General features: G+C 61.4%; 21 protein-coding genes. 13 read left to right on the forward strand and 8 right to left on the reverse strand.

Translation table 11 applies throughout. The features are described 5' to 3' along the window. Positions 1-49: 49 nt before the first annotated feature. Entirely contained in the window at positions 50-2,299 is a 2,250-nt protein-coding gene (locus RS584_RS05750) for a TonB-dependent siderophore receptor (protein ID WP_017382520.1), read from the reverse strand. A gap of 146 nt (positions 2,300-2,445) precedes the next feature. Here RS584_RS05750 and fes point away from each other — a divergent pair, with 146 nt between their 5' ends. Genes fes through entF form a run of 3 tightly spaced genes read left to right on the forward strand, consistent with a single transcriptional unit; the run spans position 2,446 to position 7,722 of the window. Then, positions 2,446-3,645: an enterochelin esterase gene (fes, locus tag RS584_RS05755; RefSeq protein WP_086626427.1), complete on the forward strand. Its 1,200-nt coding sequence runs from the start codon at positions 2,446-2,448 to the stop codon at positions 3,643-3,645. A gap of 10 nt (positions 3,646-3,655) precedes the next feature. Continuing rightward, positions 3,656-3,868, forward strand: coding sequence for an MbtH family protein (locus tag RS584_RS05760; RefSeq protein ID WP_015571182.1), 213 nt, complete (start codon positions 3,656-3,658; stop codon positions 3,866-3,868). After that, the gene (gene entF, locus RS584_RS05765; protein WP_315749081.1) at positions 3,865-7,722 is read left to right on the forward strand and encodes an enterobactin non-ribosomal peptide synthetase EntF; all 3,858 of its coding nucleotides are present in this window, start codon (positions 3,865-3,867) and stop codon (positions 7,720-7,722) included. The genes RS584_RS05760 and entF overlap by 4 nt, the downstream gene beginning before the upstream one ends. Before the next feature lie 89 nt (positions 7,723-7,811). On the opposite strand, the gene fepC is transcribed toward entF, so the two are convergent. The 3 genes from fepC to fepD are packed head-to-tail and all read right to left on the reverse strand — an operon-like array spanning position 7,812 to position 10,602. Then, positions 7,812-8,612: an iron-enterobactin ABC transporter ATP-binding protein gene (gene fepC / locus RS584_RS05770; protein ID WP_032647637.1), complete on the reverse strand. Its 801-nt coding sequence runs from the start codon at positions 8,610-8,612 to the stop codon at positions 7,812-7,814. After that, on the reverse strand, positions 8,609-9,598 hold the full coding sequence (fepG, locus tag RS584_RS05775) for an iron-enterobactin ABC transporter permease (RefSeq protein ID WP_315749923.1): 990 nt from the start codon (positions 9,596-9,598) through the stop codon (positions 8,609-8,611). The genes fepC and fepG overlap by 4 nt, the downstream gene beginning before the upstream one ends. After that, the gene (fepD, locus tag RS584_RS05780; RefSeq protein ID WP_077579915.1) at positions 9,598-10,602 is read right to left on the reverse strand and encodes a Fe(3+)-siderophore ABC transporter permease; all 1,005 of its coding nucleotides are present in this window, start codon (positions 10,600-10,602) and stop codon (positions 9,598-9,600) included. Before fepD ends, fepG begins: the two co-directional genes overlap by 1 nt. A gap of 109 nt (positions 10,603-10,711) precedes the next feature. On the opposite strand from fepD, the gene entS reads away from it, so the two are divergent. Further along, a complete protein-coding gene (entS, locus tag RS584_RS05785; RefSeq protein WP_017382514.1) occupies positions 10,712-11,938 on the forward strand; it encodes an enterobactin transporter EntS in 1,227 nt (408 codons plus the stop codon). A gap of 77 nt (positions 11,939-12,015) precedes the next feature. Here the strand turns inward: entS and fepB are convergent, their stop codons facing one another. Beyond that, positions 12,016-12,975: a Fe2+-enterobactin ABC transporter substrate-binding protein gene (gene fepB / locus RS584_RS05790; protein WP_017382513.1), complete on the reverse strand. Its 960-nt coding sequence runs from the start codon at positions 12,973-12,975 to the stop codon at positions 12,016-12,018. Between the two features lie 187 nt (positions 12,976-13,162). Between fepB and entC the strand changes: the two genes are divergently transcribed. The 7 genes from entC to RS584_RS05825 all read left to right on the forward strand — a co-directional run bounded on the left by entC (position 13,163) and on the right by RS584_RS05825 (position 20,501). Continuing rightward, positions 13,163-14,338 (forward strand): isochorismate synthase EntC, encoded by a 1,176-nt coding sequence (gene entC / locus RS584_RS05795; RefSeq protein ID WP_193041745.1) that lies wholly within the window; start codon positions 13,163-13,165, stop codon positions 14,336-14,338. A gap of 9 nt (positions 14,339-14,347) precedes the next feature. Then, on the forward strand, positions 14,348-15,958 hold the full coding sequence (entE, locus tag RS584_RS05800; RefSeq protein ID WP_315749082.1) for a (2,3-dihydroxybenzoyl)adenylate synthase EntE: 1,611 nt from the start codon (positions 14,348-14,350) through the stop codon (positions 15,956-15,958). A gap of 10 nt (positions 15,959-15,968) precedes the next feature. Continuing rightward, positions 15,969-16,823 carry an isochorismatase gene (locus tag RS584_RS05805; RefSeq protein WP_193041743.1) on the forward strand — a complete coding sequence of 285 codons (855 nt, stop codon included), beginning with the start codon at positions 15,969-15,971 and terminating at the stop codon, positions 16,821-16,823. Continuing rightward, positions 16,823-17,575 carry a 2,3-dihydro-2,3-dihydroxybenzoate dehydrogenase EntA gene (gene entA, locus RS584_RS05810; protein ID WP_315749083.1) on the forward strand — a complete coding sequence of 251 codons (753 nt, stop codon included), beginning with the start codon at positions 16,823-16,825 and terminating at the stop codon, positions 17,573-17,575. Before RS584_RS05805 ends, entA begins: the two co-directional genes overlap by 1 nt. Next, positions 17,575-17,988, forward strand: coding sequence for a proofreading thioesterase EntH (gene entH, locus RS584_RS05815; RefSeq protein WP_015571173.1), 414 nt, complete (start codon positions 17,575-17,577; stop codon positions 17,986-17,988). The genes entA and entH overlap by 1 nt, the downstream gene beginning before the upstream one ends. Before the next feature lie 149 nt (positions 17,989-18,137). Continuing rightward, positions 18,138-20,243, forward strand: coding sequence for a pyruvate/proton symporter CstA (gene cstA, locus RS584_RS05820; protein WP_047737918.1), 2,106 nt, complete (start codon positions 18,138-18,140; stop codon positions 20,241-20,243). 60 nt (positions 20,244-20,303) lie between these two features. Further along, on the forward strand, positions 20,304-20,501 hold the full coding sequence (locus RS584_RS05825; protein ID WP_006809671.1) for a YbdD/YjiX family protein: 198 nt from the start codon (positions 20,304-20,306) through the stop codon (positions 20,499-20,501). Here RS584_RS05825 and RS584_RS05830 read toward each other — a convergent pair. The 3 genes from RS584_RS05830 to RS584_RS05840 all read right to left on the reverse strand — a co-directional run bounded on the left by RS584_RS05830 (position 20,498) and on the right by RS584_RS05840 (position 22,636). Beyond that, positions 20,498-20,902, reverse strand: a complete 405-nt coding sequence (locus RS584_RS05830) for a helix-turn-helix domain-containing protein (protein WP_193041741.1) — start codon at positions 20,900-20,902, stop codon at positions 20,498-20,500. The two genes, RS584_RS05825 and RS584_RS05830, sit on opposite strands and share 4 nt — an antisense overlap. After that, positions 20,877-21,179 carry a type II toxin-antitoxin system RelE family toxin gene (locus RS584_RS05835; RefSeq protein ID WP_022647393.1) on the reverse strand — a complete coding sequence of 101 codons (303 nt, stop codon included), beginning with the start codon at positions 21,177-21,179 and terminating at the stop codon, positions 20,877-20,879. The genes RS584_RS05830 and RS584_RS05835 overlap by 26 nt, the downstream gene beginning before the upstream one ends. Positions 21,180-21,547: 368 nt before the next feature. Further along, complete coding sequence (locus tag RS584_RS05840; RefSeq protein WP_315749084.1) at positions 21,548-22,636, reverse strand: oxidoreductase; 1,089 nt, start codon at positions 22,634-22,636, stop codon at positions 21,548-21,550. A 159-nt stretch (positions 22,637-22,795) separates the two neighbouring features. Between RS584_RS05840 and RS584_RS05845 the strand changes: the two genes are divergently transcribed. Together RS584_RS05845 and RS584_RS05850 are read left to right on the forward strand one after the other, a co-directional pair. Continuing rightward, positions 22,796-24,298, forward strand: coding sequence for a sugar ABC transporter ATP-binding protein (locus RS584_RS05845; RefSeq protein WP_315749085.1), 1,503 nt, complete (start codon positions 22,796-22,798; stop codon positions 24,296-24,298). Further along, positions 24,295-25,290, forward strand: coding sequence for an ABC transporter permease (locus tag RS584_RS05850; RefSeq protein ID WP_315749086.1), 996 nt, complete (start codon positions 24,295-24,297; stop codon positions 25,288-25,290). The genes RS584_RS05845 and RS584_RS05850 overlap by 4 nt, the downstream gene beginning before the upstream one ends. Positions 25,291-25,304: the final 14 nt, after the last annotated feature.

The following is a 25,304-nucleotide window of genomic DNA, read 5'->3' on the forward strand; positions in this document are numbered from 1 at the left end:
CCTCACCCCGGCCCTCTCCCATGGGGAGAGGGGGAAGTCACTGCCTTTATCAGAACCTCGTATTCACGCTCATATACCAGGTACGGCCCGGTTCATTATACGTATACGCGCCCGCACCGTACATATACGCGCCGGTGGTGGTATTACCCGTGGTCTGGGCGTTACCCGCACGCCACTGGCGCTTGTCGAAGACGTTGTCCACGCCGCCGGTCAGGCTGACGTTTTTGGTCACGTCCCAGGTCGCGCTCAGGCCCACGATGCTGTACGGGCTGACTTCGTCTTTCTCAGACCCGGTGACCGGCTGACCTTTGTAGTTGTACTTCTTCGGCTGCTGCTTGCCGTACCAGGTGAAGGTCGACTGGAGCGATACGTCCTGATGCACCTGCCAGCTCAGGGTTGAGTTCAGCGTGTACTCAGGAATGATCGACAGACGATCGCCGGTCTCCTTGTTCTTGCTTTGCAGCATGTAGGTGATGTTATTGGTCCAGTTGATGGTGTCGCTGACCGGCACGTTCAGGGAGCCTTCCAGACCTTCCACTACCGCCTTCGGCACGTTTTCCCACTGGTAGATATCGGTGGTGACTTTGCCGGTGGACGTCTGGCCAATCGGCGCGTAGCCCGCTTCAATCTTGTTGCGGTAGTCGTTGCGGAACCAGGTCACGCCCGCCAGCCAGCCGTCGCGTTTCCACTCCAGGCCAATCTCTTTGTTGATGCTGGTTTCCGCTTTCAGATCGTCGTTACCCATCATGTAGCAGCCCACGCCGTCGGAACTGGCGTAGCAGCCCTGGCCTTTACTGTACAGCAGGTAGTTCGGGTTGGTCTGATACAGGCTTGGCGCTTTATAGGCGCGCGCGATGCCCATCTTCAGGGTGAAGTCATCCCCCAGACCCTGCGACAGGTTCAGGGACGGGCTCCAGTTATTACCCACAATGGTGTGGTGGTCGAAGCGCAGGGCAGGGGTCAGCATGGTGCTGTCGGTCAGCTCCATGTTGTTTTCGGCAAACAGGGAGAAGATCTCCGCTGAAGTGTACGGGCTACGGTCTTCGCTCATGCCCGGAATGGTGCCCCCCTGTTGGGTTTGCGTGAAGGAGGTCGAGTCCTTCATGCGCTGCTGGTTCCATTCGGTGCCGAGCGTCAGGTTCTGGTTCACAATGAAATCAATCGGCAGGTTGATTTCGCTGTGCAGCATCACGTCGGCCAGGTCGGTGTCGGTGAATTTATTGCTGTTGAACAATCCTTCCAGACCGCCCGCCAGCCCTTCGCCCAGACGGGAGTTGCGGGTGTGTTCGTACTGCGCCCAGTTGCTGGTGGTAATGCCGTTATCCCAGCCGCCGTTCCAGGTCACCGCGAAGTTCTGACGATAGATACGGTTAGTCTCTTTACCGTAGTTCTTCTTCACCAGCCCGCTGGAGCTGTTGTCGTTGTTGGTATTCTGGGTATCGCCCGCGTAAAGGTTGTTCTGGCGGCTGTATCCCGCCTCAAACTCCAGGGACTGCATCGGCGCGAAGTCCCAGCGCACCACGCCGTTGATGTCTTTATTCTCGACCCCTTCACGGCCTGCCGGCAGCGTGTCGGCATATGCGCCGGTACGGTCAGACTGATGGCCCTGGTTAATGTCCCAGGCGTCGGCCTGAGTTTTATCCAGGTTACCGTACATGCGGAAGCTGAAATCCCCGCCCAGCGGGCCGCTCAGGCTGAAGTTAGTGCGTTTGGTGGAACCTTCGTCTTTATGCTCTGGCGCATTCAGGTAGGTGTTCCAGGAGCCGTGCCACTGGTCGTCAAATTTTTTGGTGATGATGTTCACCACGCCGCCCGCCGCACCGTTACCGTAGCGGGCAGCAGCCGGGCCACGGATCACTTCGATGCGCTCGATCATCTCCGGCGGGACCCAGCCGGTATCGCCGCGGGTATCACGCTCGCCGCGCCAGCCCAGACGGATGGAGTTGCGGCTGGTGACCGGCTTGCCGTCGATCAGGATCAGGGTGTTTTCCGGGCCCATGCCGCGAATGTCAATCTGACGGTTATTCCCGCGCTGGCCGCTGGTGGAGTTGCCGGTCAGGTTAACGCCCGGCATGGTGCGGATGATTTCCGCCACGTCGCGCGCGGGCGGGTTTTTGCGGATCTCGTCGGCGGTGATGGTCGACACGCCCGGCGCCTGCAAATTCTGCTCGGCGGCGGTGATCACCATGGTGTCTTCATGCTGCGCGGAGGCGGTGTTGTCGTCTGCCATGACGGGCAGCGCGACACCATAAATCCCTAAATTGACCAGCAAGGCCAGAGAGTGAATCTTCTTATTCATTGTACGTCCCGCTTTTATGGTTATTTAATGAGCGCGCTTCCCACAGCGCGGGCATTACGCTATTGCAAATGCAAATAGTTATCAATAATATTATCAATAAAATTTGCTCTGAAACAAAAAAGACTGTTAAACATGGGGTTATAAGGGTGACGGCGTTAACAACCGGAAGTGAAGCGTGGTGGCAGGCGAAAGACGGGCCGGAACGGGAACGTCATCAGGAAAACTATCGCGTGACATTCTGGTGGCGGGACCCGGCGGGAACGCAGAAAACGTCGACGGTTAAACGCGTCTGGCTCTACGTCACCGGTGTGACCGATCACCATCAAAATGCCCGTCCGCAGTCCCTTGAACGTATCCCGGATACCGACGTCTGGCAGTGGCAGGGCGAGTTCAGCCCGGAATGGCGCGGCAGCTACTGTTTTATCCCCTCCGACAATGAAAACGATTTTGCCAGCGCAGTGTTTGAAGGCGATCAGCCGGACCGCATGGCGCTGCGCGAAGGCTGGCGCAAACTATTGCCGCACGCGGTGTCCGACCCGCTGAATGCCCAGAGCTGGCGCGGCGGGCGCGGGCACGCCGTCTCGGCGCTGGAGATGCCGGAGGCGCCCGTACAGCCCGGCTGGAACCATCCCGATACACCTTACAAAAAGCCTGTCTGCATTGAGTGGCACAGCGCGCGTCTGAAGAACCGTCGCCGCGTGTGGATTTTTACCACCGGGGATGAAAGCCCCGAGCGCCCGCTGGCGGTGCTGCTCGACGGGCAGTTCTGGGCCGAAAGCATGCCCGTCTGGCCTGCGCTGGCGTCGCTCACCCATGAAGGCAAACTGCCGCCTGCGGTCTATGTCTTAATCGACGTGATTGACACCGCACACCGCAGCCGCGAGCTGCCGTGTAACCCTGATTTCTGGCTGGCGGTGCAGGACGAACTTCTCCCGCAGGTGAAAAGCATGGCCCCGTTCAGCGACCGCGCCGACCATACCGTGGTGGCGGGTCAGAGCTTCGGCGGGCTCTCTTCCCTCTATGCGGGCCTCAACTGGCCGCAGCGTTTTGGCTGCATCCTCAGCCAGTCCGGATCCTACTGGTGGCCGCACCGCGGCGCGCAGCAGGACGGGCTGCTCATCGAACAACTCAAAGCGGGTGACAAAACCGCTCGCGGGCTGCGCATCGTCCTTGAGGCCGGGCGCAACGAGCCGCTTATTTTGCGCGCAAACCAGGCGATCCTCGCCGAACTATACACTCAGCAACCGGTTTTCTGGCGTCAGGTTGACGGCGGACACGATGCGCTTTGCTGGCGCGGTGGGCTGACGCAGGGGCTGATGACCCTCTGGCAGCCGCTTATTCAATAACGGAGTCTGTATGGAATTCAGCAATCCTTTCGATAATCCGCAGGGACAGTTCGCCATTTTGCAAAATGACCAGGGGCAGTACAGCCTGTGGCCGCAGCAGTGCGAGTTGCCCGCGGGCTGGCGCGTGGTCTGCGAACCGCAATCTCAGGAGGCGTGCCAGCAGTGGCTGGCGGAACAGTGGCAGACGCTTGAGCCGTCATGTTTTGCGGGGGAGCGCGCATGAACCGTCTCCCTCTTGTCGCCGCCCAGCCGGGGATCTGGATGGCAGAGCAGCTTTCCTCCCTGCCAAACGCCTGGAGCGTCGCGCACTACACCGAGCTGAAAGGCGCTATCGATGCGCCATTGCTGGCAAAAGCCATCGCTGAAGGCATGATGCAGGCCGACACCCTGCGGATGCGTTTTGCCGAAGATAACGGTGAGGTGTGGCAGTGGATCGATGAGGCCATGCTCCTGCCGGAGCCGTCCATCGTGCGCGTTGACTCCCACGACGCCGCCGTGGCGCTGATGGAGGCCGATCTCAACCAGAACCTGCGCGTCGACAGCGGTCAGCCGCTGGCGTTTCACCAGCTGATCCAGGTGGGAGAAAGCCACTGGTACTGGTATCAGCGGTATCATCATCTGGTGGTAGATGGCTTCAGCTTCCCTGCTATTACCCGTCAGATCACCGCCATTTACGCTGCGTGGCAGAAAGGTGAATCCACGCCGGCCTCGCCGTTCACCCCGTTCGCCGAGGTGGTGGAGGAGTATCAGCGCTATCGCGACAGCGAGGCGTATCAGCGCGACGGTGCTTTCTGGGCCGAACAACGCAAACAGCTTCCTTCTCCGGTCTCGCTCTCTTCCGCGCCGCTGCCGGGACGCGCCGCCACCACCGATATCCTGCGCCTGAAAATTGCGATGGACGGCCGTGCGTTCAGCCAGCTTGCACAGAAGGCAGGCCAGGCGCAGCGTACCGATCTGGCCCTTGCGCTGGTGGCGCTGTGGCTGGGCCGCCTGACCGGACGGCTGAACTACGCCGCCGGGTTTATCTTTATGCGCCGCATGGGCTCCGCCGCGCTGACCGCGACCGGACCGGTGCTCAACGTCCTGCCGCTGGCGGTGAATATTCGCCCGCACGAGAGCCTGCCGGAACTGGCGCTGCGCCTGGCGAACCAGCTGAAAAAGATGCGCCGCCATCAGCGTTACGACGCCGAGCAGATCGTGCGCGACAGCGGGCGTGCCGCAGGCGATGAAGCCCTGTTTGGTCCGGTGCTGAACGTCAAGGTGTTCGATTATCAGCTGAATATCGACGGCGTGGAGGCCATTACCCACACGCTGGCAACCGGCCCGGTGAACGATCTGGAGCTGGCGCTGTTCCCGGACGAGCAGGGCGGACTGAGCATTGAGATCCTCGCCAACGGGCAGCGTTACGACGAGGCGACGCTGAAGGGGCACGCGGCGCGCCTGAACGCAATGCTGACGCAGTTTGCCGCCAATCCGGACCTGCGCTGTGGCGACGTGGAAACCGTATCAGAGCAGGAATACGCCCGGCTGGCGCGCATCAACGATACCGGGCTGGCGCTGCCGTCCACCACGCTGGCGGATCTTGTGGCGGAGCAGGCGAGCAAAACGCCGGACGCCCCCGCGCTGGCGGATGCCCATACTGAACTGAACTACCGCCAGATGCGCGAGCAGGTGGTCGCGCTGGCAAACCTGCTGCGCGCGCGCGGCGTGAAGCCGGGCGACAGCGTGGCGGTGGCGCTCCCGCGCTCGGTGTTCCTGACCCTGGCGCTGCACGGGATTGTTGAAGCAGGCGCCGCCTGGCTGCCGCTGGATACCGGTTACCCGGATGACCGTCTGCGGATGATGCTGGAGGACGCGAAGCCGTCGCTGCTCATTACCACCGACGAGCAGCTTCCGCGCTTTAACGATCTGCCGATCGCCACCTTTAGTTACAACACACTATTACCGGCCACCGATGCTGAACCTCTGCGCCTGGCGAAGCCGGAGCAGACCGCGTACATCATCTTTACCTCCGGTTCGACGGGGCGTCCAAAAGGGGTGATGGTCGGCCATACCGCCATCGTTAACCGCCTGAAGTGGATGCAGGATCATTATCCACTGGCGGCGCATGACGTGGTGGCGCAGAAAACGCCGTGCAGCTTTGACGTGTCGGTGTGGGAGTTCTGGTGGCCGTTTATCGCCGGGGCGAAGCTGGTGATGGCCGAGCCGGACGCGCACCGCGATCCGCTGGCGATGCAGGGCTTCTTCGCAGAATATGGCGTAACCACCACCCACTTCGTGCCGTCGATGCTGGCGGCGTTCGTCGCCTCGCTGACGCCGGAAAACGTCGACTGTTGCAGGACGCTGAAGCAGGTGTTCTGTAGCGGCGAGGCGTTGCCGACTGCGCTGTGTCGCGAGTGGGAACAGCTCACCCATGCGCCGCTGCACAACCTCTATGGCCCGACCGAAGCAGCGGTGGACGTCAGCTGGTATCCGGCGTACGGCCCCGAGCTGGCGGCGGTGGAAGGCAACAGCGTACCGATCGGCTTCCCGGTGTGGAATACGGGGCTGCGCATTCTGGACGCGATGATGCGCCCGGTGCCGTTCGGCGTGGCGGGGGATCTGTATCTCACCGGCATTCAGCTGGCGCAGGGGTATCTGGGACGCCCCGACCTTACCGCCAGCCGCTTTATCGCCGATCCGTTTGCCCCCGGCGAGCGAATGTACCGCACCGGGGACGTTGCCCGCTGGCTGGACAACGGCGCGGTGGAATATCTGGGCCGCAGCGACGATCAGCTGAAAATCCGCGGCCAGCGCATCGAGCTGGGCGAAATCGACCGGGCGATGCTCGCGTTGCCGGATGTGGCCCAGGCGGTGGCGCACGCCTGCGTGTTCAACCAGGCGGCTGCCACGGGCGGCGATGCCCGCCAGCTGGTGGGATACGTTGTCTCTGAATCCGGCTTACCGCTGGATCGCGACGCGCTGCTTGCATCACTTAAAGCCCAGCTGCCACCGCATATGGTGCCGGTGGTGCTGCTGCAAATCAGCGCGCTGCCGTTAAGCGCCAACGGCAAGCTGGATCGCAAGGCGCTGCCGCTGCCGGAGCTGACCAGCAAAACTTCCGGTCGCGCGCCCGAGACGCAAACCGAAGTCGCCGTGGCGCAGGCATTTTCTGCCCTGCTGGGCTGCGCAGTGAACGATATCGAAGCCGATTTCTTTGCCCTCGGCGGCCACTCGCTGCTGGCGATGCGCCTCGCGGCTCAGCTCAGCCGTGCGTTCAGCCGCAAGGTCACGCCGGGGCAGATTATGGTCGCCTCGACGGTGAGCAAGCTTAGCGCCCTGCTGGACTCTCAGATGAGCGACGAGCAGGCGCAGCGTCTGGGGTATGAAACTGTTCTCCCGCTGCGTGAAAGCAACGGCCCCACGCTGTTCTGCTTCCATCCGGCGTCCGGCTTTGCCTGGCAGTTTAGCGTCCTGGCGCGCTACCTCAGCCCGCGCTGGTCAATCGTCGGCATTCAGTCTCCCCGGCCTGAGGGGCCGATGCAGCAGTGTGCGGATCTCGATGCGGTGATCGAACATCATCTGAACACGTTGCGTAAGCAGCAGCCGCAGGGGCCGTATTATCTGTTCGGCTATTCCCTCGGCGGCACGCTGGCGCAGGGCATTGCGGCGCGTCTGCGCGAGCAGGGTGAAGACGTAGCGTTCCTCGGCCTGCTGGATACCTGGCCGCCGGAAACCCAGAACTGGGCGGAGAAAGAGGCCAACGGCCTCGATCCGGAGGTGCTGGCGGAAATTGAGCGCGAACGTCAGGCGTTTATTGCCGCCCAGCAGGGGCAGGGCTCCAGCGAGTTGTTTAACGCCATTGAAGGCAACTATGCGGACGCGGTGCGGCTGCTCACCACGGCACACAGCGCGCGGTTTGACGGTAAAGCGACGCTGTTTGTCGCCGAGCGCACGCGAACCCTGGATCCGCAGGCCGCGTGGGCGCCGTGGGTGGGTGAACTGGAGGTGTACAGCCAGGACTGCGCCCACGTGGATATTATTTCACCGCAGGCGTTTGAAAAGATTGGGCCGGTACTGAAGGAAATTTTGGGGTAACGTTTAAAGCCCCTCACCCTAACCCTCTCCCACGGGGAGAGGGGATGGTTTGCTCCCTCTCCCTGTGGGAGAGGGCCGGGGTGAGGGCATCAGACCGCACGCTTGCCCAACGGCACCACCAACGGCGTACCCGCCACCGGATCGTCAATAATCATGCAGCGCATGCCGTAGATCCGCGCGATCAGATCCGGCGTCACAATCTCCTTCGGCGCGCCCTGCGCCACAATCTCGCCGTCGCGCAACGCAATCAGATGCGTCGCGTAGCGGCACGCCTGGTTTAAGTCGTGCAGCACTGCCGCCAGGGTGTACCCCTGCGTACGGTTCAGTTCGCTCAGCAGCTCCAGCAGGTCAATCTGATGGCTGATATCCAGCCAGGTCGTCGGCTCGTCCAGCAGCATGATCGAGGTTTCCTGCGCCAGCACCATCGCGATCCACGCGCGCTGGCGCTGTCCGCCGGAGAGGGTATCGACGCTTTGCTGGGCCAGATCGGTGATGCCCGTCGCCTGCATCGCGCGCTTCACGGCCTCGTCGTCCTCCTTGCGCCAGCGGGTAAACAGCGGCTGGTGCGGATAGCGCCCGCGGGAGACCAGCTCTTGCACGGTAATATCCCCCGGCGTGGTGGCGTTTTGCGCCAGCAGCCCAATTCGGCGCGCCACCTCTTTGCTGGCGAAGCGCTGGATCTGCTCCCCGTCGAGGAACACGCTGCCCTCAACCGGCGACATCAGGCGGCTCAGCGTGCGCAGCAATGTCGATTTGCCGCAGCCGTTTGGCCCGATGATGGCGGTGAAGTGGCCGTCCGGAATGGCAACGGATAAGTCCCGGGCAATGATTTTTTTACCATAGCCGAGGGTCAAGTTTTCGCCGCGCAAGCGGGGTGTTGAATCTGTCATTTCTTGCGTGACTCCTGAACGAGCAAGACGATGAGGTAAATCCCGCCGAGGCTGACGGTCACCACGCCCACCGGTAGTTGATAAGGCGTAAACAGCCGCTGAGCGCAGAGATCGGCGGCCAGCAGTAATACTGCGCCGCACAGCGCTGCCTGGGTTAATCCCCAGCGCGCGGTGCCGCTAAGTCGCCGCGCGATATGCGGCGCGACAAGGGCAATAAACGAGATCGGCCCGGCGATGGCGGTAGACGCTGCGGTCAGCAAGACCGCCACCAGCATCAGCATCAGGCGCGAGCGCTCTACGCTCACGCCCAGCGCGCAGGCGCTGTCGTCGCCCATTTCCAGCAGGCGCATGCGCCTGAACAGCAGCAACGCGCCAATAAACATCAGGATAATCAGCGGCGCGGCGGGCCAGGTTTTTCCCCACGTCAGACCGTTGAGGGAACCGGCGTACCACAGCCCGGCGGAGAGTGCGGTTTCCAGCGACGCCTGTAGCAGAAGCCAGGTGTTAAACGCCATCAGCATCGCGCGGATGCCGATCCCGATGATGATCAGGCGGAAGGTGTCGATGCCGTTGCGCCAGGCCAGGGCCCAGATAAGCAGGGAGGTGAGAATGCCGCCCGCCATCGCCGTAAAGGTAATGGCCATGAGATGCTGCCCGAACAGCACCATCGCCACCAGCACGCCGCTCCACGCGCCGGTATTCAGGCCCATCACGTCCGGGCTGCCGAGGGGGTTACGCATCAGCGACTGGAATATTGCGCCGCTGACGCCAAGCGCCGCGCCAACCAGGATCGCCATCGCCACGCGCGGCAGTCGCCATTCGGTGACCACCATGGTGATGTTACGCGGCGCGCTGCCGGTGAGAGCGTGAAAGACCTGCGCGAAATCAAGCGTTACGGCACCGCTTTGCAGGCTCCAGACCGCCAGCAGCAGACTGGCGACGACCAGCAGGACGACGCTGGTGAGTAATCTACGGGACGGGGCCATCATGCGCCACCCCCGCGTCTGCGTCGTACCAGGAAGATCAGCACCGGCGCGCCGATAAAGGCGCTGACCACCGAGACGCGCAATTCACCCGGCACCAGCAGGCGGCCCAGTACGTCGGCAAACAGCAGCAGGGCAGGGGTCGCCAGCAGCGTGACCGGCAGTGACCAGCGGTGATCCGCCCCCACCAGCCAGCGCGCCATGTGCGGCATCATCAGGCCGATAAAGGCAATCGGCCCGACGACGGCGGTCGCGCTGCCGCACAGCACGGTGATGACAAGCAGGCCCGTCAGCTGCGTGCGCGCCACGCGGTTGCCGAGGGCGGTCGCGGTGTCGCTGCCGAGGCTCAGGCTGTTGAGCGCCCGGCTTAAACACAGCGCTACGGCGGCAGAGATAAACACCGGGAATGCCACCACTTTCAGGGTATCAAGGGTACGGATATCCAGCGAACCGGCCTGCCAGAAGCGCAGCTGGTCATACACGTCCGGGTTGAGCAGGGCGATGCCGTTCGATAAGCCTTCCAGCACCGCCGCGAGCGCCACGCCCGCCAGTGTCAGACGTACCGGGCTGAGCTGTCCGCCGCCCTGGCTGCCGGTAAAGGCCACCACCAGCGAGGCGGCCAGCGCGCCGCAGAAGGCCATCACCAGCTGTTCAGACGGAGAGGTGAAACCAAACAGCGCCGCGCCGAGCACAATGGCGAAACTGGCACCAGAGTTCACGCCGAGAATGCCAGGGTCCGCCAGCGGGTTGCGGGTGAGGGTTTGCATCAGGGCACCGGCAAGCCCGAGTGCGCCACCGGCCAGCAGGCCGGCAAGGGTGCGGGGCAGCCGGGCGTCGAGCACGATGGTGCAGTCGGCGCTCTGGCAGGTACCGGAGAGTGCATCGACAATAACGGACGCGGGCAGCGGCTTCGCGCCAACCAGCAAACTGAGTGCAATCGCAAGGATCAACAGCAGCAATAAAACGGGCACGGCTACGGCGCGCACCGCGGAAGAGGAAAACGACATAGCAACGTCCATGATGTGATAATGATAGTAATTATCGTTATCTATCTTATTTGGCTATGTTAGCATGTGCGCCCATGGAAATGGTAGACCGATACCTCAAGGCCTTGTCATGAATCAAAAATCCTGGCTGCTCAACCTCAGCCTGCTGAAAACGCACCCGGCGTTTCGAGCGGTTTTTATCGCCCGCTTTATCTCCATTTTATCCCTCGGCCTGCTCGGGGTCGCCGTGCCGGTACAGATCCAGACCATGACCCACTCCAGCTGGCTGGTGGGGTTATCCGTCACCTTAACCGGCGGGGCGATGTTTATCGGCCTGATGGTGGGCGGCGTACTGGCGGATCGCTACGAGCGTAAAAAACTGATCCTGCTGGCGCGCGGCACCTGCGGGGTGGGCTTTGTCGGGCTGTGTCTGAACGCAATGCTGCCGGAGCCGTCGCTGATGGCGATTTATGCCCTGGGCCTGTGGGACGGCTTTTTTGCCTCGTTAGGCGTGACGGCGCTGCTGGCGGCCACGCCCGCGCTGGTCGGGCGCGAGAACCTGATGCAGGCGGGGGCGATCACCATGCTCACCGTGCGTCTGGGATCGGTGATTTCGCCGATGGTCGGCGGCCTGCTGCTGGCGACCGGCAACGTGGCGTGGAACTACGGCCTTGCCGCGGCGGGAACCTTTATCACCACACTGACGCTGCTGCGTCTGCCGCTCCTGCCACCGCCGCCGCAGCCGCGCGAGCATCCGCTGAAGTCCCTGATGGCCGCGATTCGTTTTCTGTTCAGCAACCCGCTGATTGGCGGCATTGCGCTGCTCGGCGGCCTGCTGACGATGGCGAGCGCCGTGCGCGTGCTGTACCCGGCGCTGGCGGGCGAGTGGCAGATGAGCGCCTCAGAGATTGGCGTGCTGTACGCCGCCATTCCGCTCGGCGCCGCGTGCGGGGCGCTGACCAGCGGAAACCTGGCGCAGAGCGCGAGACCGGGGTTAATCATGCTGGTGGCGACGCTGGCCTCGTTTATCGCGATTGGTTTCTTCAGCCTGATGCCGGTGTGGGCGCTGGGGGTGATGTGTCTGGTGATTTTTGGCTGGCTGAGCGCGGTCAGCTCTCTTTTACAGTACACCCTGATCCAGACCCAGACGCCGGAAGGGATGCTCGGGCGCATTAACGGCCTGTGGACGGCGCAGAACGTCACGGGCGATGCGATTGGCGCAGCGATCCTCGGCGGGCTGGGGGCGATAATGACCCCGGTGGCGTCGGCGAGCAGCAGCGGGTTTGTGTTAGCCGTGGTTGGCGTGATTTTATTGGCGGTTTTGGTGGAGTTGCGTCGGTTCAGGCAGAACCTGTAGGTCGGGTAAGGCGTAGCCGCCACCCGACAAAACGCCCGGTGGCGCTGCGCTTACCGGGCCTACGGGAAACGTGCCTCTTATTTAAAAATTGAATTCAAACGCTGCAACACCAACAACGCGCTGTAATAATCCAGGCGGAACGTCTCCGTTCCCAGCGCCCAGACGCGCTTGTTCTTGACCGACGGCAGATGCGCCAGCAGCGGATTGGCGTAAATCGCGTCCACGTCTTTCTGGTCGCCGGCAAACACGAACAGCCCTTCGCCGTTCAGCCCCGTCGCCAGGTTTTCCCCGCCCAGCTGAATAATGTCGTGACGCTTGCCCTGGCTTTTCGAGGTGTGCAATCCATCAGGTAACGCCGCCAGCGTGAAGCCCAGCTGGTGCAGCAGTTTGCCCTGAGCCGAGTCTGTCGTCCACAGGTTCGCCGTGTGCGCCGCGGCGGTGTAGACGATGGCGTTCACCGGCTGCGGCGGCAGCTTCATCTGCTGCTTCACCTGGGCGAGCTGTTTATCGAAGGCAGCGATGCGCTCTGCGGCCTGTGTTTCCTGCCCGGTGATCGTCCCCAGCTGGGTCAGCAGTTCCTGCCAGCTTTTGTCGTCGTAGTTAATGATAAGCGTCGGGGCGATGGCGGAAAGCTGATCGTAGAGTGCCAGCGCGGAATCCCCGCCGGTGGCGCTGATCAAAATCAGGTCCGGCATCTGGGCCGCGACGGCTTCGGCGCTCGGCTCGCCGATGTACAGCCGGGCAACCTTACGCTGTTTCGCGATATCGCCCCACTGACGTAAAAAGCCCTGTGCATCCGCCACGCGGTTGTTTGGCGTGGTGGCTCCGCTGGCAATAACCGGGGCGTCAATGGCCAGCAGGGAGCCGGTTAGGGTCACGCTGGTGGAGACAATGCGCGTCGGTTTGCTCTCAAGCGTATGTACGCCGCGGCTGTCTGTGACCTGACGCGGCCAGTCGGCGGCCGTCGCTGAGGTTAGTCCTAAAACAAAAAGTCCTGTTAAAAGAAAGGCATTACGGCAAACGGCAGGGAGTTTCACAGAACGGCATCCTGTTTTTGTTGAAGTTAATGCTTCTCATTTTCATGATTGCGGGGAAGGTATGCAAGCGTTAGTCGCACAAGTTGTTTGCTCTGCGGTTGACACCAGGGCGATGTGGGATTAGGTTAGCCGACGAAAATATAAATGATAATCATTATTACTGCTTTTATCATTTTAGGAGGATGATATGGATACGTCATTGGCTGAGGACCTTCAGCACACCGCGACCACGCTGCAATCAGACAGCTTTTTCTTTATGTCGCCCTATCGCAGTTTTACCACGTCAGGCTGTTTTGCCCGTTTTTCTGAACCCGCCGTCGGCGGTGACGATCCGGCGGGCCCCTTTCAGCAGAAATTAGCTCAGGCTTTCCGGAATGCGAAAAACAGCGGCATTGCCCATCCGGTGATGGTAGGGGCGATCCCCTTCGATACCCGCAAATCGTCATCGCTGTTTATTCCGCAACGCTGGCAAACCTTCTCCCGCCCGGCGCGTCAGCAGTCCGCACGCTACGCCTCCGGCGCGCAGACGCTGAACGTGCAACAACGCACCGAGATCCCGCCGCAGCCGGTTTTCGAGGAGATGGTCGCTCGCGCCGCGTCGCTCACCGCCACGCCGCAGGTGAATAAGGTGGTGCTGTCGCGCCTGATTGATATCGCCACCGACAAACAGATTGATAGCAGCGCGCTGATGGAGCGTCTTATCGCCCAGAACCCGGCGAGCTTTAACTTCCACGTACCGCTGGAAGACGGCGGCGTGCTGCTGGGCGCCAGCCCGGAACTGCTGCTGCGTAAAGAGGGCGCGCACTTTAGCTCGCTGCCGCTGGCGGGCTCTGCGCGCCGTCAGCCGGACGATGTGCTGGATCGCGAAGCGGGCACTAAGCTGCTGGCCTCCGAAAAAGACCGTCACGAGCACGACCTGGTAACGCAGGCGATGAAAACCATTCTGGAACCGCGCAGCCATCATCTGACCATGCCGGCTTCCCCGCAGCTCATCACCACCCCGACGCTGTGGCATCTGGCGACGCCGGTAGAAGGTGACGCGCGTGAAAACGAGAACGCCCTGACGCTGGCCTGCCTGCTGCACCCGACGCCAGCGCTGAGCGGCTTCCCGCATCAGGCGGCAAAAGAGCTGATTGCCGAGCTGGAGCCGTTCGATCGTGAGCTGTTCGGCGGCATCGTCGGCTGGTGCGACAGCGAAGGTAACGGCGAGTGGGTGGTAACTATCCGCTGCGCGCGGCTGCATCAAAATACCGTTCGCCTGTTTGCCGGCGCGGGCATTGTGCCTGCTTCCTCCCCGGTGGGCGAGTGGCGCGAGACGGGCGTGAAGCTCTCCACCATGCTCAACGTGTTTGGTTTGCACTAAGGAATACTCATGACCATCCCTTTTACCCGCTGGCCTGAGGATTTTGCCCGCCGCTACCGTGAAAAAGGCTACTGGCAGGATCTGCCGCTGACCCACATCCTGACGGACCATGCGGACAACGATGCGGTCGCGATAATTGACGGCGATCGCCGCATCACCTACCGCGCGTTTAATCAGGCGGTGACGAATCTGGCGTCAGCCCTTCAGGCGCAGGGGCTGCATCGCGGCGAGACAGCGCTGGTGCAGCTCGGCAACGTGGCCGAGTTCTACATCACCTTCTTCGCGCTGCTGCAAATCGGCGTCGCACCGGTCAACGCGCTCTTTAGCCATCAGCGCAGCGAACTCAACGCCTACGCGGAGCAGATCAAACCCGCCGTGCTGATTGCCGACCGCGACCACACGCTGTTCGCGGGTGATGATTTTCTCAATACCTTTGTGGATGCGCATCGCTCGGTACGCGTTGTGCTGCTACGCGGCGATAAGGGCGAACACGCGCTGGAGGCGGCGATTGCACGCCCGGCGGACAATTTCATCCCGAACCCGACGCCCGCCGACGAAGTGGCGTTCTTCCAGCTCTCCGGCGGCAGCACCGGCACGCCGAAGCTGATCCCGCGTACGCACAACGACTACGACTACAGCATCCGTCGCAGCAACGAAATCTGCGGTATCACTGCGCACACCCGCTATCTGAACGCGCTTCCCGCGGCGCATAACTACGCCATGAGCTCGCCGGGATCGTTAGGCGTCTTCACGGCGGGCGGCTGCGTGGTGCTGGCTAACGATCCGAGCGCCACGCTCTGCTTCCCGCTGATTGAGCAGCATCAGATAAACGTCACCTCACTGGTGCCGCCCGCGGTCAGCCTGTGGTTGCAGGCGATTGCCGACGGCGCGGGGAACGCCCAGCTGAAATCCCTCGAACTGCTCCAGGTAGGCGGCGCACGTCTCTCCTCCACGCTTGCGGCACGTATTCCGGCGGAAATTGGCTGCCAGCTTCAGCAGGTGTTTGGCATGGCGGAAGGGCTGGTGAACTACACCGCCCTCGACGATGCGCCGGAGCGCATCATCAATACCCAGGGCCGCCCGATGTGCCCGGACGATGAAGTGTGGGTGGCGGACGAGGACGGTAACCCGCTGCCGCGCGGGGAAGTCGGGCGTCTGATGACGCGCGGCCCTTACACCTTCCGCGGCTATTTCAATAGCCCGGAACACAACGCCAGCGCCTTTGATGCCAACGGTTTCTACTGCTCGGGCGATCTGATCGCCATCGATGAGCAGGGTTACATCACCGTGCAGGGGCGCGAGAAAGATCAGATCAACCGCGGTGGCGAGAAGATCGCCGCCGAAGAGATCGAAAACCTGCTGCTGCGCCACGATGCGGTGATCCACGCCGCGCTGGTGAGCATGGAGGACAGCCTGCTGGGCGAAAAAAGCTGCGCGTACCTGGTGGTGAAACAGCCCCTGCGCGCGGTGGAGGTGCGCCGCTTCCTGCGCGAGCAGGGCGTCGCCGAATTTAAGCTGCCGGACCGCGTGGAGAGCGTGGATGCGCTTCCGCTCACGCCGGTCGGCAAAGTTGATAAGAAACAGTTGCGCCTGTGGCTTGCTGAACGCGCCCGGGGCTGAGGAACAGAGAATGGCCATTCCAAAATTAACCGCATACGCGCTGCCAACCGCCGCCGAACTGCCGACCAGTAAAGTGAACTGGGCGTTTGAACCGGAGCGCGCCGCGCTGCTGATCCACGATATGCAGGAGTACTTCCTGAACTTCTGGGGCGAAAATAGCGACATGATGCAGCAGGTAGTGGCGAACATCGCTAAACTGCGCGCATACTGCAAAGAGCACAATATTCCGGTGTACTACACCGCGCAGCCGAAAGATCAGAGCGATGAAGACCGCGCCCTGCTGAACGATATGTGGGGGCCGGGCCTGACTCGCTCGCCGGAGCAGCAGCGCATCGTCGCTGAGCTGACCCCGGACGAAGCGGACACCGTGCTGGTGAAGTGGCGCTACAGCGCGTTTCACCGCTCGCCGCTGGAGCAGATGCTTAAAGAGACCGGGCGCAACCAGCTTTTGATCACCGGCGTGTACGCCCACATCGGCTGCATGACCACCGCCACCGACGCCTTTATGCGCGACATCAAACCGTTCTTTATCGCCGACGCGCTGGCGGATTTCACCCGCGACGAGCACCTGATGTCGCTGAAATATGTGGCAGGACGTTCGGGCCGCGTGGTGATGACCGACGAACTGCTGCCGTCCGTTCCGACAACGAAAGCCGCGCTGCGTGAGCTGATCCTGCCGCTGCTGGACGAGTCCGACGAGCCAATGGATGACGAAAACCTGATCGACTACGGTCTGGATTCAGTGAGGATGATGGCGCTGGCCGCCCGCTGGCGCAAAGTGCACGCCGACATTGATTTCGTGATGCTGGCAAAAAATCCGACCCTCGATGCCTGGTGGGCGCTGCTCTCCCGCGAGGTGAAGTGATGGCTTTTGATTTCACCGGTAAAACGGTCTGGGTGACGGGCGCGGGCAAGGGCATTGGTTATGCGACCGCGCTGGCATTTGTGGAGGCCGGGGCGCAGGTGACCGGGTTCGATCTGGCTTTCCCTCACGGCGTATATCCGTTTGCCACCGAAACGCTGGACGTGGCGGATGCGGCGCAGGCGAGTGACGTCTGCGGGCGTTTGCTCAGCAGCCTTGAGCGGCTCGACGTGCTGGTTAACGCGGCGGGCATTCTGCGTATGGGCGCCACGGATCAGCTCTCGCAGGAGGACTGGCAGCAGACCTTTGCGGTCAACGTCGGCGGCGCGTTCAACCTGTTCCAGCAGACGATGGGCCAGTTCCGTCGTCAGCAGGGGGGGGCGATTGTGACGGTGGCCTCCGACGCGGCGCACACGCCGCGCATCGGCATGAGCGCCTACGGCGCGTCGAAAGCGGCGCTGAAAAGCCTGGCGCTGACCGTCGGGCTGGAACTGGCGGGCAGCGGCGTACGCTGTAACCTGGTGTCGCCGGGTTCAACGGATACCGACATGCAGCGCACCCTGTGGACCAGCGACGATGCGGAACAGCAGCGCATTCGCGGCTTTGGTGAGCAGTTCAAGCTCGGCATTCCGCTCGGTAAAATTGCCCGTCCACAGGAGATTGCTGCGACCGTGCTGTTCCTGGCATCCGATGCCGCCAGCCATATCACCTTGCAGGATATCGTGGTGGACGGCGGCTCCACGCTGGGGGCGTAATGATCTGGAAACGTCATTTAACGCTCGAGGAGCTGAACGCCACCAGCCTGAATACGATGGTGGGGCACCTTGGCATCGTCTATACCCGCCTCGGGGACGATACGCTGGAAGCAGAGATGCCGGTGGATGCCCGCACCCACCAGCCGTTTGGCCTGCTGCATGGCGGCGCCTCGGCGGCGCTGGCGGAAACGCTGGGCTCAATGGCCGGTTTTCTGATGACCCGTGACGGGCAGAACGTGGTGGGCACGGAACTGAATGCCACGCACCACCGCGCGGTCTCTCACGGTAAGGTACGCGGCGTGTGTCAGCCGCTGCATCTGGGCCGTTCCAGCCAGAGCTGGGAGATCGTGGTGTTCGACGAGCAGGGGCGGCGGTGCTGTACCTGTCGGTTGAGTACGATGGTGTTGGGGTAAGTCATTCAGCTGAAAGTGATCGGCTTAACACTGTGGTGTAAATCTCTGGTTTGACCACGCATTATTGCGTTTCAAAGTTGTTAAATTTTATCCGTTGTTCTAGAAACAAAATGTAACATCTCACTGTTTCACAACAACGGACAACAACTATGAACAACTCAGGGAAATACCTTACGTGGGCGGTGCTCTCCGTGGTGGGAGCCTTTGCCCTGGGCTATATCGCCCTCAACCGGGGGGAGCAGATCAACGCGCTGTGGATCGTCGTCGCCTCCGTCTGCATTTATCTGATCGCATACCGTTTTTATGGCCGCTATATTGCGAAAAACGTGTTAGGGGTTGATGCCACGCGCATGACGCCTGCCGTGCGTCACAATGACGGTCTGGACTACGTGCCGACCGATAAAAAAGTGCTGTTCGGTCACCATTTCGCGGCGATTGCCGGGGCAGGCCCGCTGGTGGGGCCGGTACTGGCCGCGCAGATGGGCTATCTGCCGGGGATGATCTGGATCCTCGCGGGGGTGGTGCTGGCGGGTGCGGTGCAGGACTTCATGGTGCTGTTCGTCTCCACCCGCCGCGACGGTCGTTCGCTGGGTGAGCTGGTGAAAGAGGAGATGGGGGCAACCGCCGGGGTGATTGCGCTGGTGGCGACCTTTATGATCATGGTGATCATCCTCGCGGTGCTGGCGATGATCGTGGTGAAAGCCTTGACCCACAGCCCGTGGGGAACCTACACGGTCGCCTTTACCATTCCGCTGGCGCTGTTTATGGGGATCTATATCCGCTATCTGCGTCCGGGGCGCATTGGTGAAGTGTCGGTGATTGGCCTGGTGTTCCTGGTGTTTGCCATTATCTCCGGCGGCTGGGTAGCGGAAAGCCCGACCTGGGCGCCGTTCTTCGACTTCACCGGCGTGCAACTGACCTGGATGCTGGTGGGCTACGGCTTCGTGGCGGCGGTGCTGCCGGTGTGGCTGCTGCTGGCCCCGCGTGACTACCTCTCCACCTTCCTGAAAATCGGCACCATCGTCGGGCTGGCGATCGGCATTCTGATTATGCGCCCGACCCTGACCATGCCTGCGCTGACCAAATTTATTGACGGCACCGGCCCGGTCTGGACCGGTAACCTGTTCCCGTTCCTGTTTATCACCATCGCCTGCGGCGCGGTGTCGGGCTTCCACGCGCTGATCGCCTCCGGAACCACGCCGAAGATGCTGGCGAATGAAAATCAGGCCTGCCTGATTGGCTACGGCGGCATGCTGATGGAATCCTTCGTGGCGATTATGGCGCTGGTTTCGGCCTGTATTATTGACCCGGGCGTTTACTTTGCGATGAACAGCCCAATGGCGGTACTGGCCCCGGCCGGCACCGTTGACGTGGTTGCCTCTGCCGCGCAGGTGGTCAGCGGCTGGGGCTTTGCGATTACCCCTGAAACGTTGACGCATATCGCTAATGAGGTCGGCGAGCAGTCAATTATCTCCCGCGCAGGCGGGGCGCCAACGCTGGCGGTGGGCATGGCCTACATTCTGCACGGCGCGCTGGGCGGGCTGATGGATGTCTCGTTCTGGTATCACTTCGCCATTCTGTTCGAGGCGCTGTTTATTCTGACGGCGGTGGATGCCGGTACGCGTGCGGCGCGCTTTATGTTGCAGGATCTGCTGGGGGTGATCTCCCCGAACCTGAAGCGTACCGATTCACTCCCGGCTAACCTGCTGGCGACGGCGCTGTGCGTGCTGGCGTGGGGCTACTTCCTGCATCAGGGCGTGGTCGATCCGCTCGGCGGGATTAACACCCTGTGGCCGCTGTTCGGTATCGCCAACCAGATGCTGGCGGGCATGGCCCTGATGCTCTGTGCCGTAGTCCTGTTCAAGATGAAGCGCCAGCGTTACGCATGGGTGGCGCTGGTGCCAACGGCGTGGCTGCTGATCTGTACCCTGACCGCGGGCTGGCAGAAAGCCTTCAGCCCGGACAATAAGGTGGGCTTCCTGGCGATCGCCAACAAGTTCCAGGCGATGATCGACAGCGGTAAGATCCCGGCACAGTACACCGAATCTCAACTGTCGCAGCTGGTGTTTAACAACCGTCTGGACGCCGGGCTGACCATCTTCTTTATGGTGGTGGTTGTGGTGCTGGCGTTGTATTCTCTGAAAACCGCGCTGGCGGCGTTGAAAGTCGACAAACCGACGGCGAAAGAGACGCCGTATGAGCCAATGCCTGAGAACCTGGACGAGATTGTCACCCAGGCGAAAGGGGCGCATTAACCCGTGTGCCGGGTGGCGGCTTAGCCTTACCCGGCCTACATTTCCTGTGAGATCAGAACTATGTTCGACACCCTTTCCAAAGCAGGTAAATACCTGGGCCAGGCCGCTAAAATGATGATTGGCGTGCCGGATTACGACAACTACGTCGAGCATATGCGCGTCAACCACCCGGACCAGACGCCCATGACCTACGAAGAATTTTTCCGCGACCGCCAGGACGCCCGCTACGGTGGCAAGGGTGGGGCGAAGTGCTGTTAACCCTCTTTTGGTAAATAGAGACTGATCTGCTCCTGTTTACAGCCGTAAATTACCGCCAGCTTTTCGCGGGTGCGCTTTTGCGGTCGGGAGTCCAGCGCTTCAAGCTGTGACACGGCGGACTGGCTGATGCCGAGCTTCTCCGCCACCTCCTGCTGGGACATACCGCGTAAAATGCGCCAGGCGGCCTGTAGGCTGACGTTCTCGTTATGCATAATGTCGCACACTTCACCCGGTAAACCCACGTTATCGTAGATGTCTGATTCGTAAGGGATGTCTTCCCAGTCGTTTTCATCATCGTCATCGTACTCAAGCATGGCTAAACGCATGCGAAAATATTCACCGTAGGGTATGACAACATACTGTTTTTTTCCTTCTTCATCCTTGATGAACTGAATAGTCATATTCCGTATGCTCCTCATGAAGGTAGGTGGTGGTTGTCCGGCGTTTTACTGCCACTACGTAGCAGATATCACCCGGCGGGTCTCCGAAGGTGTAAATGACCCTGTAATCACCTAATCGCAACCTGTAGTGGTTTTCGGGAGAAGATAATTTCTTGATATCCGCGACAGGTGATGTTTTATCATCCATCTTCTCCAGCCTGAATTTAATGCGGTTCTGATATCGAGGATCGATTTTAGAAAACTGCTTCTCTGCTGTTTTAGACCACACAATCTTCATCCGTACCTCCACTGTACGCCCACGCAAAATATAAGGAAATAATAAGACTATTAGATAAATTCCGAATTTCTAATGAGGTACTGTAGAGCGGAGAACAACCGCGAGAAAGCGGCAAAACGCGAATCGTCGAGGCGGCTCGAACAGGCCTCTGCCGGGCGACAGAGGCTTGCAGAAAAAGATGCGATCAGGCGTTCAAACCGCCGTCCACGTCCAGACCGGTGCCGGAAATTTGCCCCGCGGCCCCAGATCGCGACCCAGCCCACGGCTGGCGCCGGTAACCCGCGCCTTTTTCCTGTTAAATCGATCTGCATGATGACCTCGTTGCAAGAGTGGAGAGAATCATCATTCGGTATAGCCCGTCGGCGCAATTAACGGCTGAAGGATTCCACCTTCTCAAACGCGGCGCGCAGAACCTCAGGCGTTAACGTCACCGGCAGATAGTGAATCGACTCCACCGGGCGCAGGGTGTGGGCAATGACCTTATCCAGCTCGTCGCGGTTGTGAATATCGACGTCCAGCTCGCTAAGCGTGGTCGGCAGATTGAAGCGCTGGTACGCCGCCACCAGCTGCGCCAGCACGTCGTCCTGACCGAGCAGGGCGCTCTGCACCAGAATGCCGTAGGCCACCTTGGTGCCGTGCAGGTATTTTTCCGTCTGCGGCAGCACGGTTAAGCCGTTGTGCACCGCGTGCGCCGCCGCCACGCGGGTATAGCGCTCACCCAGACCGCCTACCATTCCGCCTCCGGCAATAATTGCATCCACCACGTCCCGGAACGCCTGCGTCTGTTCGCCGCGCTGCTGATCCGCAAGCGCCTCTTCGCTGCGTTCCAGCAGCACGTCGCGGATCGCCAGCGCACCGTTCAGGCCAAGACGCACGGTCAGCGGCAGACTCTCAGGTTGAGGGGCGAGCACCGCCGCTTCGTACCACTTCGCCAGCGTATCGCCGATGCCCGCCAGCAGGTATTCCGCCGGGGCGTTAAGGATGATCTGCGGCTCCACCAGCACCAGAAAGTTGGCGTCGTCAAAAATCTCAAACTGTAGCGCCTGACCGGCATCGTTGTACCAGACGGAGAGCGGTGTCCACGCCGCGCAGGTGGCGGCGATAGTGGGAATGCCTACGAACGGCACGCCCAGACGACGCGCCACGGCCTTGACGGTATCCATTACCGCACCGCCGCCCACGCCAATCACCACGCTGGTTTCACTACCCGACTCGTTCACCAGATGGGTGACGTCACTCTCGCTGCAATGGCCCTTAAACAGCAGATGTTTTGCCCCCGTCGCGTTAAAACTCTGCGGCAGATAAGGGCGTGCACCCTCGATTGCCCGCTCGCCGTAGATCCACACCGCGCGGGAAAGCTGTTCCGGAGTAAAGAAATCATCCAGGTGGGCAAGGCTTCCCGGATGAGAGAAGTAGTTCGCCGGGCCGGGCACGACGCGGATATCGGTGTTGCTCATGAAGTTGTCCTTTTTTAGCAAGCGCTAACCCGATGTTATGTCTGGACATCCGGATGGCTAATAATATTTTGCTTTAACTTATGCCTTTTCCGTCGTTGTCAGTCAACAAGAGCTGTGAAAAATTCGCTAAATCAGAAGAGTAATGAAGGATTTACGCGGATGGTTTCCAGTCGCCTAGAGATGCGCGGTATCAGCCTGGCCTTTTCCGGCTTTCAGGCCCTGTCGCGCGTGGATTTCACCCTGAACGGCGGGTCGGTGCATGCGCTGACCGGCGCCAACGGCGCGGGGAAATCGACGCTGATGGCGGTGCTGTGCGGGACGCACGATCGTTATGAAGGCGAAATCTGCATTAACAACCAGCCGGTAAGTATCCGCGAGCCGCTGGACGCCAAACGGCTGGGTATCCACCTTGTGCAGCAGGAGGTGGATGTGGCGCTCATCCCCGGGTTAAGCATTGCCGAAAACATCATGCTCGACCAGCTGGCGTATCCGGGGCACCGCTACAGCTGGCGCGCGGTTCGTCAGCAGGCGCGGCAGGCGCTGGCGCAGCTGGATGTTTCGCTCGACGTACGCCGCTCCATCGACAGTTGCACGCTGGCTGAAAAACAGCAGATTTTGCTGGCGCGGGCGCTCTCGCACCACTGCCGTTTTCTCATTCTTGATGAGCCCACCGCGCCGCTGGACGCGCACGAGAGTGAGCGCCTGTTTGCGGTAGTAAGACGTCTGCAACAGCAGGGTATCGGCGTGGTGTTTATCTCTCACCGCATTCACGAGCTGAAGGCCATCTGCGACACCCTGACGGTGCTGCGCGACGGCAGGCTGATTGAGTCCGGCCCGATGGCGGATCTGAGCGGCGAAGCGATTGTTGAGAAGATGCTTGGCCACGAGCTGAGCGATATCTATCCGCCCCCACGCCCGCCGCACGGTGAGGAGACGCTGCTGCGGGTGGAAGGGCTGCACGACGATGCCCTGCTCAAAGATATCTCCCTGCACCTGCGCAAAGGTGAAATCCTCGGCATTGCCGGGCTGGCGGGGGCGGGGAAAACGGAACTCTGCAAGGCGCTGTTTGGCGCCAGCTTAAGCCGCGTAGCGCGCGGCGAGCTGAACCATCAGGCCTGGAAACCGCGCGATCCGGCAGACTCGGTACTGCGCGGTCTGGCGCTGGTGCCGGAGGAGCGGCGCAAAGAGGGCATTTTTATCGACGAGCCGGTGAGCATGAACCTTGCCGTGTGCGCCGATAACAGCTTCTCGCGCTGGAGCCTGTTTGGTCATCGTCAGGCGTGGCGCTGGGCAGAAGAGGTGATTGCCCGCGTCGGCGTGCGCACGCGCGGGCCGGGGCAGGTGCTGCGTCGGCTTTCCGGCGGTAACCAGCAGAAGGTCGCCATCGGGAAATGGCTGCGCAATGACGCCAGCGTGCTGATATTCGACGAGCCGACCAAAGGCGTGGACGTGAAGGCCAAAACCGATCTGTTTCAGCTGATCGACGGCCTGGCGCGCGAGGGCAAAGGGGTGATTTACGCCTCGGGCGAGTTCGCCGAGCTGGTCGGGCTGTGCGACCGCATCTGCGTGCTGTGGGACGGACGCATCGTGGCGGAAATCGCCGGAGCCGAGGCCCGGGAAGAGACACTACTTTATTATTCAACCGGAGGAACGGCGTCGTGAGCAAGGCCCTTTCAGTGAACGCGGCGGCGTCTGGCCGTCAGCAGATTTTCGATTTTCTCTACAGGTGGGGCATGCTGTTGACCGTCGTCGCGCTGGTGGCGGTGTTTGGCCTGGCGTCGGACAGCTTCCTCGATCCGAACAACATCATCAACATTCTGCGCTCGATTGCCATCGTGACGGTGATTGCCATCGGCGTCTCGATTTCACTGACCGTCGGCGGGTTCGATCTGTCGGTGGGGTCAACCGCGTCGCTGGCGAACGCGCTGGTGGTTTCACTCTTCGTCTGGCACGGCTTCGGCACCACCGAGTCGATTCTGCTGACCCTCGCGCTCTGCACGCTGGTCGGCCTGTTTAACGCCTTCCTGATCGTCATTCTGCGCATTCCGGACATGCTCGCGACCCTTGCCAGCCTGTTTGTCATCCAGGGCGTGGCGATGACCTACAGCTACGGCGGGTCGATTACCGAGAACATGGTGCTGCCGAGCGGCGACATGGCGGAAGGGACCATTCCGGCGGCGTTCAGCCTGCTGGGGCAGGTGCCGACCATTGTGATCGTCATGCTGGTGGTGACGATTCTGGCGCAGCTTGGCCTGTCGCTGACCACCCACGGACGCCGGATGTACGCCATTGGCGGCAACCCGGAAGCCGCGCGTCTCTCCGGTATTCGTACCACGCGCTACAAGGTGGCGGCCTACGTGATCGCCTCGCTGCTGGCGGGACTGGGCGGAATTTTGCTGGCTTCGCGTATCGGTTCATCGCAAGTGAATGCGGGTGGCGGCTACCTGATGGATGCGGTGGCGGCGGCGTGGATCGGGTTCTCGCTGGCCGGGTCCGGCAAGCCGAACGCGCTGGGCACGCTGGTGGGGGCGGTGATCCTCGGCGTGCTGTCGAACGGGCTGGTGATGCTCTCCGTGCCGTATTACGCCATGGACATTATAAAAGGGCTGGTGCTCGCGATGGCACTGGCGATTACTTACATACAAAAACGCTGACAACACAACGGGAT

The organism is Enterobacter sp. DTU_2021_1002640_1_SI_PRY_ASU_LCPMC_013 (assembly GCF_032389435.1).
Classification (GTDB): domain Bacteria; phylum Pseudomonadota; class Gammaproteobacteria; order Enterobacterales; family Enterobacteriaceae; genus Enterobacter; species Enterobacter hormaechei_C.